This window comes from Arthrobacter sp. 05N33_2, assembly GCF_056397425.1.
The window spans coordinates 81,284-97,988 of the sequence record NZ_JBFTNJ010000005.1 but is presented as its reverse complement, the minus strand read 5'-3'; the positions used below and the strand labels follow the sequence as shown (position 1 = coordinate 97,988).

9 protein-coding genes and 1 tRNA gene are annotated in these 16,705 nt (G+C 67.7%); all 10 read right to left on the bottom strand.

Annotated elements, in window-relative coordinates; translation table 11 throughout:
- Nucleotides 1-11: 11 nt before the first annotated feature.
- The 10 genes from AC1DHX_RS05695 to AC1DHX_RS05650 all read right to left on the bottom strand — a co-directional run bounded on the left by AC1DHX_RS05695 (nucleotide 12) and on the right by AC1DHX_RS05650 (nucleotide 16,662).
- Nucleotides 12-2,753 carry a LuxR C-terminal-related transcriptional regulator gene (locus tag AC1DHX_RS05695; protein ID WP_476859125.1) on the bottom strand — a complete coding sequence of 914 codons (2,742 nt, stop codon included), beginning with the start codon at nucleotides 2,751-2,753 and terminating at the stop codon, nucleotides 12-14.
- Between the two features lie 284 nt (nucleotides 2,754-3,037).
- Nucleotides 3,038-5,791, bottom strand: coding sequence for a LuxR C-terminal-related transcriptional regulator (locus AC1DHX_RS05690; protein ID WP_476859126.1), 2,754 nt, complete (start codon nucleotides 5,789-5,791; stop codon nucleotides 3,038-3,040).
- A complete protein-coding gene (locus AC1DHX_RS05685; protein ID WP_476859127.1) occupies nucleotides 5,769-8,513 on the bottom strand; it encodes a helix-turn-helix transcriptional regulator in 2,745 nt (914 codons plus the stop codon). The genes AC1DHX_RS05690 and AC1DHX_RS05685 overlap by 23 nt, the downstream gene beginning before the upstream one ends.
- Before the next feature lie 238 nt (nucleotides 8,514-8,751).
- Nucleotides 8,752-9,339: an aminoacyl-tRNA hydrolase gene (pth, locus tag AC1DHX_RS05680; RefSeq protein ID WP_223914139.1), complete on the bottom strand. Its 588-nt coding sequence runs from the start codon at nucleotides 9,337-9,339 to the stop codon at nucleotides 8,752-8,754.
- A gap of 179 nt (nucleotides 9,340-9,518) precedes the next feature.
- Nucleotides 9,519-10,118, bottom strand: coding sequence for a 50S ribosomal protein L25/general stress protein Ctc (locus tag AC1DHX_RS05675; protein ID WP_028276489.1), 600 nt, complete (start codon nucleotides 10,116-10,118; stop codon nucleotides 9,519-9,521).
- 277 nt (nucleotides 10,119-10,395) lie between these two features.
- Nucleotides 10,396-11,376: a ribose-phosphate diphosphokinase gene (locus AC1DHX_RS05670; protein WP_476899899.1), complete on the bottom strand. Its 981-nt coding sequence runs from the start codon at nucleotides 11,374-11,376 to the stop codon at nucleotides 10,396-10,398.
- A 5-nt stretch (nucleotides 11,377-11,381) separates the two neighbouring features.
- Nucleotides 11,382-12,908 (bottom strand): bifunctional UDP-N-acetylglucosamine diphosphorylase/glucosamine-1-phosphate N-acetyltransferase GlmU, encoded by a 1,527-nt coding sequence (gene glmU, locus AC1DHX_RS05665; protein ID WP_476859128.1) that lies wholly within the window; start codon nucleotides 12,906-12,908, stop codon nucleotides 11,382-11,384.
- Between the two features lie 43 nt (nucleotides 12,909-12,951).
- A tRNA-Gln gene (locus AC1DHX_RS05660) sits at nucleotides 12,952-13,023 on the bottom strand.
- Nucleotides 13,024-13,797: 774 nt separating this feature from the next.
- Nucleotides 13,798-15,627, bottom strand: a complete 1,830-nt coding sequence (locus AC1DHX_RS05655) for an ABC-F family ATP-binding cassette domain-containing protein (protein ID WP_476859129.1) — start codon at nucleotides 15,625-15,627, stop codon at nucleotides 13,798-13,800.
- 72 nt (nucleotides 15,628-15,699) lie between these two features.
- Entirely contained in the window at nucleotides 15,700-16,662 is a 963-nt protein-coding gene (locus tag AC1DHX_RS05650; RefSeq protein WP_028276492.1) for a 4-(cytidine 5'-diphospho)-2-C-methyl-D-erythritol kinase, read from the bottom strand.
- Nucleotides 16,663-16,705: the final 43 nt, after the last annotated feature.

Sequence of the window (16,705 nt, the reverse complement as noted above, 5' to 3'; positions counted from 1 at the left end):
GTCTGCCGGGCTCAGCCGAGCCTGGCGCTGTCTGCCGGAGTCGAGATGACATCTTTGAGTTCCGATCGGCTGGCGACGTGCAGCTTCGAATACACCTGATAGAGGTGTCCCTCCACAGTGCGGACGGATACGTGCATCTGTTCCGCGATCTTGCGGTTGGACGTACCGGCAGCGGCCCGGACCGCCACTTCACATTCCCTCGCCGTCAGGGTTGAGGTTGTAAGCGACCGCAGCCCGTTCTTCGGACTGCCGAACTTGTCATCGAGGGACTGCTGCGCCCGCTGGGCGATCCGCAGCGCGATGCGGTTGCCGGCGTCGTTCGCGCAGCCGACGGCTTTCCGCACCGCGTCCCGGGCGAACACGGTGTTGCCGCATGCCTCAGCTTCCTTGGATGCTGCCAGTAACTGCTCGCTGTCAGCCTCGCGCATGCCTTCGGCCAGCCGCGAGCACAGGGCCGCAAATTGTCCGGTCACCCTCCCGCTCAGGCTGCCGAGCTTCTGGCCCGTTTGGCGGTCTCCCAGCCGGGCCGCGGCGGACTGGAACAGGAGCGCGGGGGCCAGTGCTGACGTTTCGGCGTCGTTGCCCGCTTCGGCTGAGAGCGCACGGATGGACATTGCCCTCTGGCCGAGCTCGGCCTGGGCCGACAGTTCGAAATAGCGTGTGAGCCGTTCCACCAGCCAGGCCGCGGGCGGCCTGGCCTGGGCAAGATCGTCCAGTAGCAGGCCGGCCATTTCCTCTTCGCCCTGGAGTGCGGCGGCATAGGCACACACGGCCGCGGCCAGGCCGCCCAAAGCGTCGGGGTCCTGCGCCCGAAGCTGCCACCGGCCCGCCTGGAGCCGGGACAAGGCGTCGTCGAGGTGTCCGGCATGCAGGTCCATGACGCCGTGCCCGATCTCAAACATCCCGCCCAGCCTGGTCTGGGGCTCTGCGCCGCTGTACGTCTCCTCAAGATAGACGGACGTTTCCCTGAACTTGCCGGAGAGCAAAAGGAGGAGGAGGAACCTGCCCCTGATCTCACGAACCGCATGGTCCGGGAGCTGCACGCCGGCTGTGGCCGCCAGGATCTGCTTTCCGAGGGCGAGCGCCCGCACCACGTTGCCGGTGACGGCCAGGGCCTCGCTGCGCACGCTGGCGGTCAGGATCCTTGGTTCGCTGCCCAGGTCCCCCGCGTCCACGCCGTCGGTTATGGCCAGGACTTCGTCGTAGCGTCCACGGAAAGCGGCGAGCCCAGCCTCCGCCAGGCGCAGCCGCTCCCGGGCTGCAACGGCAACTGAACTCTGTGCGGCGGGCTCGGCAGCCAGCCGCTCGGCGAACTCCTGTATCCGGGCTTCGGGGTCGGCGCCCGGGGCGGTGCTGCGTTTGTCCAGTTCCACGCGCAGCAGCTGCAAAGCGGTCCACTCGGTCAGGGGAAGCTTGGCGCACGCGCCGTCATCCAGTGCCTCCAGAACCCGGCGTGCGGAGTCCTCGTTGTTCACCGAGATGTGGGCATTGACTGTTTCGATGGCCATCAGGGCAGCGGGTTCGCTTCCTTCGACCTCCTGGACAAATCGCAAGGCGGCCGCGTGGTCGGATGCACCGTTCGCGGCGCGTGCGGCGGCCAGGGCGACCTGGGAGCTCACCTCTTCCCCGCAATCCAGCGCCCAGGCGACGCCGGCCGAGCCGCCGGTGTCCAGCGCGTCCGATTCCTGGAGAACGGCCGTGAGCCGGCGGCGGAGTTCGGCGCTGCGCCCGGGCGGGACCACGTTGGCGACAATTCCGGCGGTCACCGGATTGGCGATGCTGACCATCGGCGGATGGTCATGGGTGACCCGGATCAGGGCCCGCTCCTGGAGCGCGTCCATATCCTGCGGGTTGGCGATGAGCATGAGGGTCTGCAGCGGGACTGCCCCGGCGAGTGCCAGGAGTTCAAAGACGTCGCGCTGGCCGTTGCCGAGCCGGTTGAGGCGTGCCTTCACGACGTCCCGGATCTCTCCGGTCAAGGCGATGGGGCCGTTGCCCAGGAACCATACACCGTCCTGGCGGATCACTGTGCCCAGCTTGATCTGCTCCCGGGCCAGGGAATGGAGGAACAAGGCATTGCCCCCGCTCGCACTCCAAAGCGCCCGGGCAGCGGTCAGGGAGAACCGGCCGCCGTATTCGTGGTGCAACGTTGTTGCCGTCTCTGCGAAGTCGAACGGCCCGAGGTCCACCCGTCGGAGCAGGTCATCCTTCCACAGGCCCATGATGTCCCCGCCAATGTGCGGCATGTCAACGCACGCCGCCAGCAACGTGACATGGGACCCGGCGCTCAACTGGGCCACCATCATGCTGGAGAGCTCGTCGAGGTCATGGGCGTTGTCCACGAAGAGGACGATTCGCCGGCCTTCGGATTTGTTGTGGAGCAGCTGGGTCAGTCCGCGCAGCACCATCAGCGGGTGCTCGAGGTGGGAGGCGTCGAGGTCGTTGAGCAGGACGCTCAAGGCCCCGTAGGGAAGCTTGGAGGATATGGAGCTGCCCCTGACCTGGACTACCAGGTACTCGTCGCCGAGCTGCTCCAGGGCGCGCTGGGCGATAAAGGACTTGCCGGCCCCGTGGTCGCCCACGAGCACGATGCCGCAGCCGGAACCCGACGTCAGGGTCTCAACGATGTCGGCAACGACCTCCTGGCGGGTGAAGGGTCTGTCCTTACTGCGGCCATGACCGTTTCTTTGCGCCGGAAACACTATTTCTGTCTGGCCGCTGCCCGTTGGCAAGCCGGCGTCTTGCTGGAACATATGAGAGACCTTCGCAATCAAAGTGTGAGCGGTGATACCTCAACGGTAGGGACTACGCGTATTTTCGGTATGCGTAAGTAGTACTCGATTACCTAGCGAGTATTCCGCCCGCTCTACGTAGCTGTACTCAGTTGGACCGGCGCTGCCGCAAGGCCCAAACCAAGTAGTCGCCATCCCGCCGCACGTGTCCGGCGCCGGTAGCGGCCCGGACACCGGGGAAGCGGCCCCGCCACGGCCGGCCGGCCGGCGGACACGGCCCCACGCGGCCTCTCCCTTGCTTGCCGCTAGTGCCCGCCGATACCGGGAAGCTGCTCACGGCCCTTGACGTTGAGCTTCGCGTAGCTGCGGTAGAGATGGCCTTCAACCGTGCGCACGGACACCTGGAGCTCTGCGGCAATCTGCCGGTCAGTGAGGCCGCGTACCGCCAGCGCCACAATGTCGCGCTCGCGGCGGGTCAGTATGCCGAGCGAGTCATCGTTCTTGGCCGCTTCGTCGCCGGGAAGGTCATCGGCCCGGTCCAGGCACCGCTTCCGCTGGGAATTGGCCATGCGCTCCCTGAGGGTGTCGCCCGCGGCCCGGTAGGCGTGCGCCGCGGCGTCGTAGGCGAGGGCGGCAAAGGCCCACAATTCCGCCGCTTCACAGGCTTTCGCGGCCTCAAGGAGGTCTGCGGCGTTGTCCGCGCTGATGGCTGCGGCGTAGGCGCAGATCGCGGCGGGCCTTGGCCCCTCGAGCCCGGCCCGGAGTTCGAGCAGCCTCGGCGCCGAGTCCGTGTCCCCCAGGGCCAGGCAGAAGGCCAGCGCGTCGAGTTCGAGCCCGGCGGTGTCCACTTCCGGGTAAGGTCGGCCGAGCCGCTTCAGTTCCGCGATGGCACCCGGGTAGTTCCCGAGCCGGGCCTTTCCATAGACCACGGCCATCGCGGCCAGTGAGCGCATGTACCGCGGCAGGGCCGCGGGTGCTGCCTCGAAGTCGGCGAGGAGTAGCTCCGCCTTCGTCTGGGCACCGACTTCGGCGGCTGCCGCGAAGGCCATGGCCGCCGTGAGCGCGAACAGCTGCTGGGGGTCGGTCAACCGCAGCGCTTCGAGCGCGGCACTTAGCGTGTTCAGGGCCTGGGCGGCCTTGCCCTGGTAGAGCAGAATGATGCCGTGCGCCGCGTGCACTCCCCCGCCGAAGGAAATCAGGTTGGGCCCGGATCCGGCGACGAAGCCGGTCAGGAGGCTTTCCGCCCCCTGCCAGTCGCCGGAGTGGATTGCGGCGGCCGCCGATCGGACGACGAGGAAGTCGGTGAGGAAGTAGAGCTCATCGTGATCGGCCCCGGCGGCCTCGATGGCCCGGGTCATCGCGGCGAGGGCGCTCAGTCCCTTGCCGCCGGCAAGCAGCCGCTCCGCGTCGAGGCAGAGCCGGAACGCCTGTACGAGGGTGTTCGACTGTGGGGTGTTCGAGGGCGGGGTGTTCGAGTGTGGGGTGCCGGCAGCCGCGTCCTCGCCGGACGCCGCCGCGGCCGGGGCTGCCGCGTACTCGCCCGCCAGCGCCAGGACCATGGCTTCCAGAATCTCCAGCCGCTCTTCCGTGGCACGGTGAATGGCTTCGGCGTCGTCGGGCCGGGCCGCGGCGAGGCGTTCGGCGGCGCGTCGGAGCATCTGTGCCCGCTTGATGATCTCTGCCGGTGTGTGGCCCAGCGCTGACATCGTTGCGGCCCACAGGAGGGATCCGGCCAGGAGCCCGGGGATGCTGTTTCCCTGCCCGAAATCGGCGTCGAGGATGTCCCGGGCCGCCATGTAGTCGGAGGCGTTGTAGCGGGTCCGTGCTATCACGGCGCGGGCCGCCATCTGCAGTTCCGGATCCTTGACGAGGACGGCAGCCTTGCGGGCGAGCTCGTCCTCGTAAAGCCGGCTCGCCAGCACGGCCGCCCTCAGGAGCTGCCGGTCCTCGACCTCCGCGCCGCATTCGATCGACCAGCTTACTTGCCGCAGCAGTCCCTCGGCAGACGTCGGCTCGCTGTCCATCTTGCGCAGCAGGCTTTGCCGAAGTTGCAGGCTCCTGGCCGGTGAAATCAGGTTCCGCAAGGTGTCGCCGTACACGGTATGCCACAGCCGCAGCTCACCCGTCCCGGTGTCCGTGACCCGGATCAGTTCGCTGTCGATCAGTGATCCCACGGCCTCTTCGCCGGCCACCGACTCGATCAGTTCCCGGGACACGGGTTCGGCCAGCGCAACGAGGTTCAGGGCCTGCCGTTCTTCCGGCGAGCGCAGCAGCAACTGGCGGCGCACGACGTCGGTCAGCCGGTCACCGTGGCTGTTCAGGTGCCGGGTGAACAACCAGACACCGTTGCGCCGCAGCAGCGTCCCGTCGTTCCTGGCGTCGTCCAGGAGCCCGTTGAGGAGCATCGGGTTGCCCCCGGAGGCCTCCCAGAGGATCTCGGCGACGTTTGGCAGCACTTGCGAGCCGAGCTCGCCCTCCAGCATCTCTGTGGTCTGCGCGAGGGTGAGCGGGCGCAGGTCGTGCCGCTCGGCGATGCCTTCAAACCAGAGCTGCAGGAGCGGTTCCGGCAGTCCGGGCCGGGCCGCCGCGCCCACAAGCAGTTTCGCCCAGCCGGCCGCCGCCAGCTCCGCGAGGATTCCGGCCGTCGCCTCGTCGAGATCGTGTGCGTCGTCAACGACCAGCAGGAGGGGCTTCTGGGTGGCCCGCTTCTGCTCTTCCAGATGCGCCCACAGCGTCCTCAGCACGGCCAGCTGCGATGTTGCTTCCTGGACCGGCAGTCCGACGATGAAGGGACCCAGGACACCGTAGGGCACCTTGGTCAGCGACGCGCTGCCGTGGATCGGCACCGGCGTCACCTCGGGGCCCAGTTCCCCGACGACGGCATCGATGAGCCTTGATTTGCCCATCCCGCTGTCGCCGAGGACGAACACGGCCACATGGCTGCCGCCCTGGAGGGCTTCCACTGCAGACATCAAATCTTCCGACCTCCCGGTCAAGGCGCGGGCCGGCGCCGTGCCGGGGTTTCCCGCCGGCCCCTTAGATGAGTCCAAGCAGATCACTTCGCGAAGAAACGCCGAGCTTCGTGAACACCTGGTACAAGTGGCCCTCCACGGTCCTGACGGAAATGCCCACTTCCAGGGCGATGTCCTTGTTGGAGACCCCGTTCCCGGCCAGGGTGGCGATTTGCCGCTCCCGGTCTGTCAGCAGCGGGCCCTTGTTGCGCGGCATGACGGGCAGCGCCGGTACGGACTCCGAGAGGCTCTCCAGCATGCTGTAGGCGGCGTTGGCGCTGGCGGTCAGTCCGGCGCCCTTCGCGAAGTCGAATGCGAGCGCGGCGCACCGGGCCTGGACGGCGTCCAGTTCGAGGCCCGCGGCCTGCCCGGCGGCTTCGAGCATGATCGCGGCGTCCTTCTTCCGGCTGCCGACGGCGACCGTCCGGGACAGCTCGGCCAGCGGCCCCTGCCGCAGCCCGGCGATTTCCTCCATCAAAAGAAAATCCTTGACGGTGCCGTTGACGGTGGCCCCGAGCATGCAGATGCCGGCCAGGGTGTAGCGGCCCTTCCGGAAATGCTCCTCCGCGGTCCGTATCAGCCGGTCCTTGGCTTCGGGGTCACCGAGCCACCGCGACGCCATATCCATGCAGAACTCGGTGGAACTGCCGACCGTGAAGCGGGCCGGGCCGTCAGCCGAGCGGGCCCGGTCCAGGTAGATCGTGGCCTGGACCGAGTTGCCGGTCTGGGCGTAGGCAAAAGCAGTGGCGGCGTAGGCCTGGCGCAGGGACTGCAGGCTCGCCCGCACCTCCAGCTGGGCGATCGCGGCCAGCAACGGATCCAGAGCCATGTACCCGCGGCCGGCATAGACATAGGCGAGTCCGACGGCGAGGTCCGTTGCGGCGCTGCCGGAATGCAGCCCGTGCCCGGCCCGGCCGCTCGCGTCCTTGAGCATGTCGATGGCTTGGCGCCAAAGGCCCGAGAGGAGCAGCACGTTGAAAGAGCGCCAGGCGAAGTTTTCCCGGATGCGCGGCACGTTGGACCACTCGCCCAGCTGTCCGCCGATTTCCCGCATGAGTTTGCGGGCGTCGAGTTCGTGGCCGGTCATGGACCAGGCCTCCATCAGGATGATGGCCGACCTGAGCCGGTGCACGGGATCGGCGCCGGGCACGTCCGTGGTGGCCGCGGTGGTAAGCCGCTGCATCATGGGCTGGAAATCCCCGATGAAAGAGAAATAGTTGAACTCGCACAGATCCAGGCAGAGCCCCGCCCGGGCAAGCGCCGCAGGGGCGGGGGACGGCTCGTCCAGGCTCAGGTCCTGGAGCCGTACCCTGGCCTGCCCGAGCAGTTCGGGGACCTGGCCGGAGCGGTCGTCCAGCCACGCCATGCAGTCAGCCTTCGCCGCGATGAATTCGGCGAAGTTCTCGGCCGCAAGGCCGTTGACCTGCCGTTCGGAGACGTCGTCCAGCGCGGACATGGCCTGCAGCGGCAGGCCGAGCTGGAGGTAGGCAGCCGATTTCTGGAGCTGCCCTTCGGCCCATTCAGGGTCCGAGGGAGAGAGGCTGCCGGCGCATTTGAGGGCAAATTTCGGGTCGAAGAGCTTGACGGCGGCACTGGCAGCCGCGACGGCGTGGGCGGGGGCCAGCTGGGCGTGGCAGTCGTGGGTCCACGCCGCGTAGGCCAGCAGGTCTTCGACTGTCAGTTCGTCCAGTTCATGTTCCTGGTGTCCGGGGACCTTGTCCCGGAGCTCCAGCCGGCGCTCCACGCTGAGCCAGTTGCGGACAATGTCGCCGAGGTAGCGGTCGCCCAGCGTGACGAGGTGCCGGTCCGCGCGGTCGACCACGATCTGGCCGGCCTCTTCCATGTCGGCGATGACACCGGGGCTGTACATCCTGGCGAGCCGGGACAGGGGCAGGGTCCGGGCGCAGGAGAGGACGTCGATGACCTCCCGGGCCTCGGGTGTTTCCCTGGCATACCTGGCCCGGACAATATCTTCCAGCGCCGTGCGGCCATCCAGCACAACCTCATCGAGCAGTGTCCACACGGATCCGGACAGAACAAGGTTTCCGCGTTCGATTTGTTCGGAGACGACGGCCTGCAGGAGCGTGGGGCTGCCGCCGACCAGCTGGTGCAGCTGGCTTGCCAGGGCGGTCGAGACCCGATGGCCCAAAGCTGACTGCAGGACCTCCAGCGTCTCGAGTTCGGTCAGGTTGGCGAGCCGGACCTCGGCGAGCTGGCCGGAAGTGATGAGCCAGTAGAAATCGGGCGGAAGGTCAGTGGTGCGCTGGGCCGTTGCGATCAACCGGGCGGTCCGGGTCTGGAGCAGGTTGAGCAGGACCCCGGTGCTGAGTTCATCGAGGGCACCGGCGTTGTCGAGCAGGATCACGCACTGGCGCCCGGCGGCGTCGTCGCGGATCAGCGAGGTAATGCCGTGCAGGATGGCGGTCGGCGAGCCCAGGGAACTCTGCGGGAGCCGCGCAAGGGTGAAGGCGAGGCAGCCGTACGGCGTTGCCGAACCCGGCCCTGAACTGCGGAGCTGGATGGTGTACACCTCGGGGCCGAAGCCCGCGAGGGCGGTCCGGCCGACAAGCGTTTTGCCCACGCCGCGGTCGCCGGTGATGACGACGCCCATCCGGTCCTGGGCAAGCAGTTCCTGGCGGACACGCTCGGCATCAGCGTTCCGCGCCAAACCGGACCAGCCGTGTCTCGCGACCTGGCCGGCAGCATGTTCTTCTTCGGCGGGTGCCAATGTAGTGGAAACATTCCCCCAGCCCAGCGAATCCCTCGACATGTAGTTTCCTTCGTACCGCTTTGCAGACAGCAACCCCGGACTGCCCACTTAGAAGTAGCGTATCCCTATCCCCCGACGTGAGAGTAGACAGATCATAGCTGGAATGCGGAAAGCTTGGAAAGGAAACACGCAATCGGCATGCAACTTAGTCGTCGCCCGCCTGCCGCGGGCCCGGGCCGGCCCGCGGTCGGGGCGTTTCGGCTGCGTGCTGTTTTGCCTGCGTTTACGTCCGGGAGGGCTACGTCGCCTTGGCGGGGTGGAACTTTTGTTGGGCGGCGGTGAGGCCGTCCCGGACCAGGAGTTCGACGGCGTCGGCAGCTGAGTCGATGAGGAAGGGCAGTTCTTTTTTCTCCGGCGCGGAAAAGTCACGCAGGACAAAGTCCGCGGTCTCCATCCGTCCGGGCGGACGCCCGACGCCGACCCGCACGCGCAGGTAGTCCTTGGTGGCCAGGGCCTTGGAGATGTCGCGCAGTCCGTTGTGGCCGCCTTCGCCGCCGCCGATCTTGAGCCGCACGGTGTCGAAGGGGATGTCGATCTCGTCATGGACGGCAATGACGTGGGCCGGATCGATGCCGTAGAACTGGGCCAGGGCAGACACTGGGCCGCCGGAGACGTTCATGTATGACAGCGGCTTGGCCAGCACGATCCGGGGTCCGCCGATGCCCAGGCGCCCTTCGAGGACCTGGGCACGCGATTTGTGCGATTTGAAGCCACCGCCGACGCGCGAGGCGAGTTCGTCCAGGACCATCTGGCCGACGTTGTGCCGGTTGTGGCTGTACTCGGATCCGGGGTTTCCAAGGCCTACGATCAGCCAGGTGTCGGTCATGGGTCAGTCCTTCGGTGGGACGCAGCCGGGGGCGCGGCCAGTGGGGCGGGTCAGGTGGGACGGGTCAAGTGGGTCGGGGCAGGCAGCCGGCTACGGGGCGCGTACGGCGCGGGATACGGCATCAGAGACGACGGCGGCCGGGCCCCTGAGGGACCCGGCCGCCGTAAAATTCAACGGAATTACTCGGCTGCTGCTTCGGCCGACGGTGCGGCTGCTTCGCCCTCTTCGCCCTCTTCGACGTTTTCGGTGGCCTCGGAGATGTTGACGACGAGTGCTTCGGGGTCGGCCAGCAGGGTGGAACCCTTCGGCAGAACGAGGTCGGAAGCGTGGATGTGCTCGCCGGCGCTACGGCCTTCGATGCTGACCTCGATGGCGGTCGGCAGGTGGGTTGCCTCGGCCTCGACGGAAACGACCGTCATTTCCAGGTTGTGGACGTTGCCCGGGGCCAGCTCGCCGCTGAGGTGAACGGGCACGTCAACGGTGACCTTCTCGCCGGTGCGGACGGTCAGCAGGTCGAGGTGCTCGATGATCTGCTTGATCGGGTTGCGCTGGATGTCCTTGACGAGGGCCAGGTGCTGCTCGCCGTCGATGTCCAGGGTCAGCAGGGCGTTGGCGGTGCGGACGGCCAGGGTGGTGGCCTTCGCCGGCAGGGTGATGTGGATCGGCTCGGCACCGTGACCGTAGATGACAGCCGGGATCAGGTTGGCCATGCGGGCGCGGCGGGCGAAGCCCTTGCCGAATTCGGTGCGGACTTCTGCTGCGAGCTTCTGCTCAGACATGGATATCTCCTCGTGGGATTTCAAGCTGTGGGACTAAACGGTGTTCAGCAAGGGCGGAGGTCTGTTTACGACCTTCGACGCCGGGCTGCCGTGCGGCTGCCCTTCAGAAGGAGATTCAGACCCAGTCGATTACGGAGACCAGCACTCCGGGTTCCGATTAATTTCCCGTCAATAAGGAATTCAATACGGAATGCCGGCGCTCTCCCTCGCCAAGGTTTCGGTACAAGGCTACCAGCGGAAGGACCGGTTTCTGAAACCGGGCCCTCCGCCGGCCGGCTTAGGCCTGGCCGTCGAACAGGCTGGTGACGGAGCCGTCGTCGAACACTTCACGGATGGCGCGGGCGATCAGCGGCGCGATGGAGAGCACGGTCAGCTGCGGGAACCGCTTGTCCGCGGTGATCGGCAGCGTGTTGGTGACCACCACTTCGCGGGCGCCGGACTCGGAGAGCCGGCGGGCCGCCGGATCGGAGAACACGGCGTGGGTCGCGGCGATGATGACATCCTTGGCGCCGGCGTTCTTGAGCACCTGGACGGCGCCGGAGATGGTTCCGCCGGTATCGATCATGTCGTCGATCAGGACGCAGGTGCGGCCTTCAATCTGGCCCACGACCGTCTTGGAGACGGCCTGGTTGGGCACGGTGAGGTCCCGGCTCTTGTGCACGAACGCCAGCGGCGCGCCGCCGAGGCGCTCGGCCCACTGCTCGGCCACGCGGACGCGGCCGGTGTCCGGCGAGACGACCGTGACCTTGTCCGAGCCGACCCGGGTGCGGATGTRGTCGGCCAGGAGCGGAATGGCCATCAGGTGGTCCACGGGGCCATCGAAGAAGCCCTGGATCTGGGAAGTGTGCAGGTCCACACTCATGATGCGGTCGGCGCCGGCGGTCTTGTACAGATCGGCGACGAGGCGTGCCGAGATCGGCTCGCGGCCACGGCCCTTCTTGTCCTGCCGGGCGTAGGGGTAGAACGGGGACACCACAGTGATGCGCTTGGCGGAGGCCCGCTTGAGCGAATCGATCATGATCAGCTGTTCCATGAGCCAGTTGTTCAACGGGGCCGGGTGGGCCTGGATTACGAAGGCGTCGGTGCCTCGGACGCTCTCGCCGGCCCGCACGTAGATCTCGCCGTTGGCGAAGTCGTAGGCGTCCAGGGGCAGCAGCTCGGTGCCGAGCTCCTTCGCGATCTCCTTCGCCAGCTCAGGGTGCGCGCGCCCCGCGGCCAGCACCAGCTTCTTCTCGCCGTGTGCCGTAATTTCGCTCATGATTGCTAGCCCTCTTCTGTCGGTGCCGGAGTAGTGGAGGATGTTGGGGCGGCGCCCGCGGCGGAATCCACCGCGGCAGCGGATTCGGCCAGGGCGGACTCGGCCAGGCCGGCGGAAACGGAACCGGGGCGGTTGGCCGCAACCCAGCCGTCCGAGTTCCGCTGCTTGGCCAGGGTGACGGCGAGGGCGCCGGCCGGGACGTCCTTGCGGATGATCGCCCCGGCGCCGCTGTAGGCGCCGTCGCCCACGCGCACGGGGGCCACGAACACGGTGTTCGAACCGGTGCGCACACCCGAGCCGATCACCGTACGGTGCTTCTTCTCGCCGTCGTAGTTGGCCGTGATGTTGCCGCAGCCGATGTTGGTGTCCTCGCCGATCTCCGCGTCCCCGGCGTAGCCGAGGTGGGACAGCTTCGAGCCGCGGCCGATCGTGACGTTCTTGGTTTCGTAGAACGCGCCGATCTTGCCGGTTTCGCCCAGGACGGTGCCCGGGCGCAGGTAGGTGAAGGGGCCGACGCTGGCGCGCGCCCCGATCGTGGAGCCGGAGCCATGGGTGCGGATCACCGTGGCGCCCTCCCCTACCGTGACGTCGGTCAACGTGGTGTCCGGGCCGACGACGGCGTCGCGCGCCACCGTGGTGCTGCCGTGCAGCTGGGTGTTGGGCAGGAGCCGGACGTCCTCGTCGAGCGTCACCGTGGCGTCGATCCACGTCGTGGCGGGATCCACGACGGTCACCCCGGCGCGCATCCAGGCTTCGAGTGTGCGGCGGTTGAGTTCAGCGCCGAGCGCCGAGAGCTGGACGCGGTCGTTGGCGCCCTCCACCTGCCAGCGGTCGTCGGTGACGACGGCGGCGACGCGGCCGCCCGCGGCGCGGGCCAGGGCCAGGACATCGGTGAGGTACTTTTCGCCCTGGGCGTTGTCCGTGGTGACGTGGACCAGCGCGTCGCGCAGGACGGCGGCGTCGAAGGCGTAGATGCCGGAGTTAACCTCACGGATTTCGCGTTCGGCGCTGGTGGCGTCCTTGTGTTCGCGGATTCCCGTGACGGTTCCGTCTTCTGCGCGGAGGATGCGACCGTAGCCGGTGGCGTCCTCGAGCACGGCGGTGAGGACGGTGACGGCGTTGCCCTCGGCCTCGTGGGCGGCGACGAGCTCGCCGAGCAGGCCACCGGTGAGCAGCGGGACGTCGCCGTACGTGACCACGACCGTTCCGCCCAGCGGGCCTTGGGGGTCGAGCGTATCGAGCGCTTCCAGTGCCGCCTCGACCGCGCGGCCGGTGCCGGGCACATCGTCCTGGTCCACAATCAGGGCTTTCGGATCGAGGGCGGAGACGTGGGCGGCCACGAGGTCGCGTTCATGCCGGACCACCAGGGCCAGCTCGCGGGGGCTGATACTGCGGGCCGCCTGGAGCGCGTGGCCGACCAGCGAGCGGCCGCCGATCTCATGGAGAATTTTGGGGGTACGGGATTTCATCCGGGTACCGGCCCCTGCAGCTAGGACGATCACGGCGGCCGGGCCAGTATTCTCGGGGCTCACGTATTGGCTCTCCTTGCTTGGTTGCGCGGTGTGTCTCGCCAAGTTCCGCCCATAGGACTCGAACCTATACTCCACGGCTCCAAAGGCCGGGGTGCTGCCATTACACCAGAGCGGACCGTGCCCAGGCTTGACCTGTGGCACGAGAATCAATTCTGCCACGAAGGTTGATGCTCGTGCGACTCAGCGCCGCGGAAGGAGCGGGCAGGCGCGGGAGGGCGGTGCGGCCAGCGCCACGGGACATGTCCAGTGTTGGTCCGCGCGGCCGGACATATGCCGCAGGAATCACGCACTCCGCGGGACGTGCCTATTTGGGCGCGCAGAGACCTCGGCCCCTACGCGGGATGAGCCCAGTGTTGGTCCCGAGCAATGGACATGATGCCAATATGTCCAGTGCTCGGCCCGCGCCGAGGGACATGCCCGGCGGGAATTGAGCCCTCCAAGGGACATGCCCTGCGGGAATTGAGCCCTCCAAGGGACATGCCCTGCGGGATTTGAGCCCTCCAAGGGACATGTCCAGTGCTGGCCCGCGCCAAGTGACATGTGCCGCAGGATTCACGCACTCCGCGGGACGTGCCTTCCCGGGCGTGCGCAGAGACCTCGGTCCCTATGCGGGATATGCCCAGTGTTGGTCCCGGACAATGGGCATAACGCCAATATGCCCATCCCTGGCCCGCGGCGAGGGACATGCCCGGCGGGATTTGAGCCCTCCAAGGGACATGTCCAATGCTGGTCCGCGCCGTGGGACATGCCCTGCGGGATTTGAGCCCGCCAAGGGACATGTCCGGTGTTGGTCCGCGCCGAGGGACATGTCCCGTGGGTTTTGAGGGCTGCGAGGGACATGTCCAGCGGTGGGTGCTCACGCTGGGCATGTCCCGGGGAGGGCAGGAGGCTACTCCCCCAGCACTTCCAGGGCTTCGAGCCATTCGAGTTCAAGGGCTTCGCGTTCCCCGGCCAGTTCCTGGAGTTTCGCGTTAAGCCCGGCKAGCTGGTCGAACTTGCTGGCGTCCCCGGCCCCGGCGGTCATCTGGGCGTGGATCTTGTCTTCCTGCTGCTTGAGTTTGCCCAGCTGGCGGTCGATCCGGTTCTTGGCCTTGCGGGCGTCGCGCTTTTCGGCCTCGGAAGGGCCGCTGGTGGCGGGAGCGGATCCCCCGCCGGCGGAGGTGACGGGGTTGCCGCCGCCTGTGATCGTGGAGCCGGCCATGGCCCCTTCCCGCAGTTCGAGGTACTGGTCCACGCCGCGCGGCAGGGCACGGATCTTGCCATCGCCAAGGAGCGCCATCTGGTGGTCAGTGACGCGCTCGAGCAGGTAGCGGTCGTGGCTGACGACGACGAGCGTGCCCGGCCAGCCGTCGAGCACATCTTCGACGGCGGCGAGGGTGTCGGTGTCGAGGTCGTTGGTCGGCTCGTCAAGCATCAGCACGTTCGGCTCCCCCACGAGCAGGCGCAGGAGCTGCAGCCGCCGGCGTTCGCCACCGGAGAGGTCCTTGACCGGGGTCCACTGCTTCTCGTTGGTGAAGCCCAGCTGCTCCACGAGCTGGCCGGCGGTGAATTCCTTGCCGCCGACGTTGAAGGAGCGCTTTTCCCGCTCGATCACTTCGATCACGCGCAGGTCCGAGACGTCGTCGAGTTCCTTGACCTCCTGGGTCAGGACCGCGGTGACCACCGTCTTGCCGCGCTTGACCTTCCCGGAGCTGGGCTGGATCTCACCGTTGAGGAGTTTGAGCAGGGTGGTCTTGCCGGCGCCGTTGACGCCCACGAGGCCCAGCCGCTCCCCGGGGGCGAGGCGCAGCGTGATGTTGTCGAAGAGCTTCTGCCCGGGCTCGCCGCCGAGGAAGTCCAGCGAGACGTGCTCGAGGTCCAGGACATCCTTGCCCAGCCGGGCGGTGGCCATCTTGCTCAGCGCCGTCGAGTCACGCGGCTCGGGGACGTCCGCGATCAGGGCGTTGGCTGCCTCGATCCGGAACTTGGGCTTGGCGGTGCGGGCCGGGGCACCGCGCCGGAGCCAGGCGAGTTCCTTCTTCACGAGCTGCTGGCGCTTGCTTTCCATCACGGAAGCGGAGCGGTCGCGCTCGGCCCGGGCCAGGACGTAGGCGGCATAGCCGCCGTCGAACGGGTCCATGATGCCGTCGTGGATTTCCCAGGTCTTGGTGCAGACTTCGTCGAGGAACCAGCGGTCGTGGGTGACCACGAGGAAGGCGCCCTGGTTGGCCCGCCAGCGGGTCTTCAGGTGCCGGGACAGCCACGCGACGCCTTCGACGTCGAGGTGGTTGGTGGGCTCGTCGAGCATGATGACGTCGTGGTCCTCGATCAGCAGCTTGGCCAGCGCCACACGCCGCTTCTGCCCGCCGGAGAGCGCGTGGACGTTGGCGTGCCAGTCGACGTCGGACACCAGCCCGCCCATGACTTCGCGGATCTGGGGATTGCGGGCCCACTCGTAGTCGGCCTGGTCCCCCACGATCGCGGCGCCGACGGTGAGGTCGCCGTCGAGCACGTCGCTCTGGTCCAGGTAGCCGATGTTGACCTCGCTGCGCTTGGTCACCCGGCCGGAGTCCGGGGTGGAGCGCATGGCCAGCAACCGCATCAGGGTTGACTTGCCGTCACCGTTGCGGCCCACCATGCCGATCCGGTCGCCCTCTTCAAGGCCGAGGGTAATGCCATCGAGGACGGTACGGGTTGCATACGAGACCGTGAGGTTCTCGCCGCCGAGCAGGTGTGCCACTGGGAACTGCTTTCTTAGGTGTATCGGTGAAGTGAAGCTGTGAAGTCATCGGATGCGATGCGTCAAAAGCTCCTAAAGGAGCGTATCGGAGATGATGCGGGCCCCGTGCACCGGCCCGTGCACCGCCATGGCGTCGAGGCTGTGGTGCCGCAGCTCTTCGGCGAGCCCGGCGGCCGCGGCGGGGCTGTGCGCGAGGAACGCGACGGTGGGTCCGGAGCCGGAGACGATGCCTGCGATCGCGCCGCAGGCCTCGCCGCGGCCCAGGGTCTCGCGCAGGCCCGGGGCCAGTTCGATCGAGGCGCGCTGGAGGTCGTTGACCAGCACGCGGCTCAGGGCGTCGGCATCGCCGCTGCGAAGAGCCGTGAGCACGCCGGGATCCACGGCGTCGGGTTCGTCCACCGCCAGGCCCTCGGCCGCGCGCAGGCGGTCCAGGGTGCGGTAGACCTCAGGGGTGGGCAGGCCGAAGTCCGCGCTGACCAGGACCCAGTCCGTCTGGGCCTTGACCAGGGCCGGCGAGAGGTCATCGCCCAGGCCCAGTCCGACGGCGGTGCCGCCCAGCAGCGCGAAGGGAACATCGGCGCCGAGCTCGGCGGCCAGGTGGGCCAGCTCATCGCGGGACAGTCCGCTGTTCCACAACGCGTCGCAGGCCAGCAGGGTGGCGGCGGCGTCGGCCGATCCGCCGCCCATGCCGCCAGCCACGGGCACCCGTTTGGTGATCTCCAGGTGGACACCCGTGGAGTGTTCCGAGACGTCGGCCATGATGGCGGCGGCTTTGTAGGCCAGGTTGCGGTGATCGAGCGGAATGTCCACCCCGTCGAGGTCCACGGTGCTCGCATCACTGATGCTGACGGTGATCTCGCCGGTATCGGTGCTGGTGGCGGCAATTTCTTCGTAGAGCGAGACAGCCAGGTAGACGCTGGCCACGGAGTGGTAGCCGTCCGGCCGCAGCGGTCCGACGTCCAGTGAGACGTTAACCTTGCCTGGAGCTTTCACCCGGACGGTCCTCGCGGCAAAGCGCCCTCTCACTGCGTTCATGGCTCCACGCTATGGCATCGCGGCCCGGGCTCCAAGCACGCAA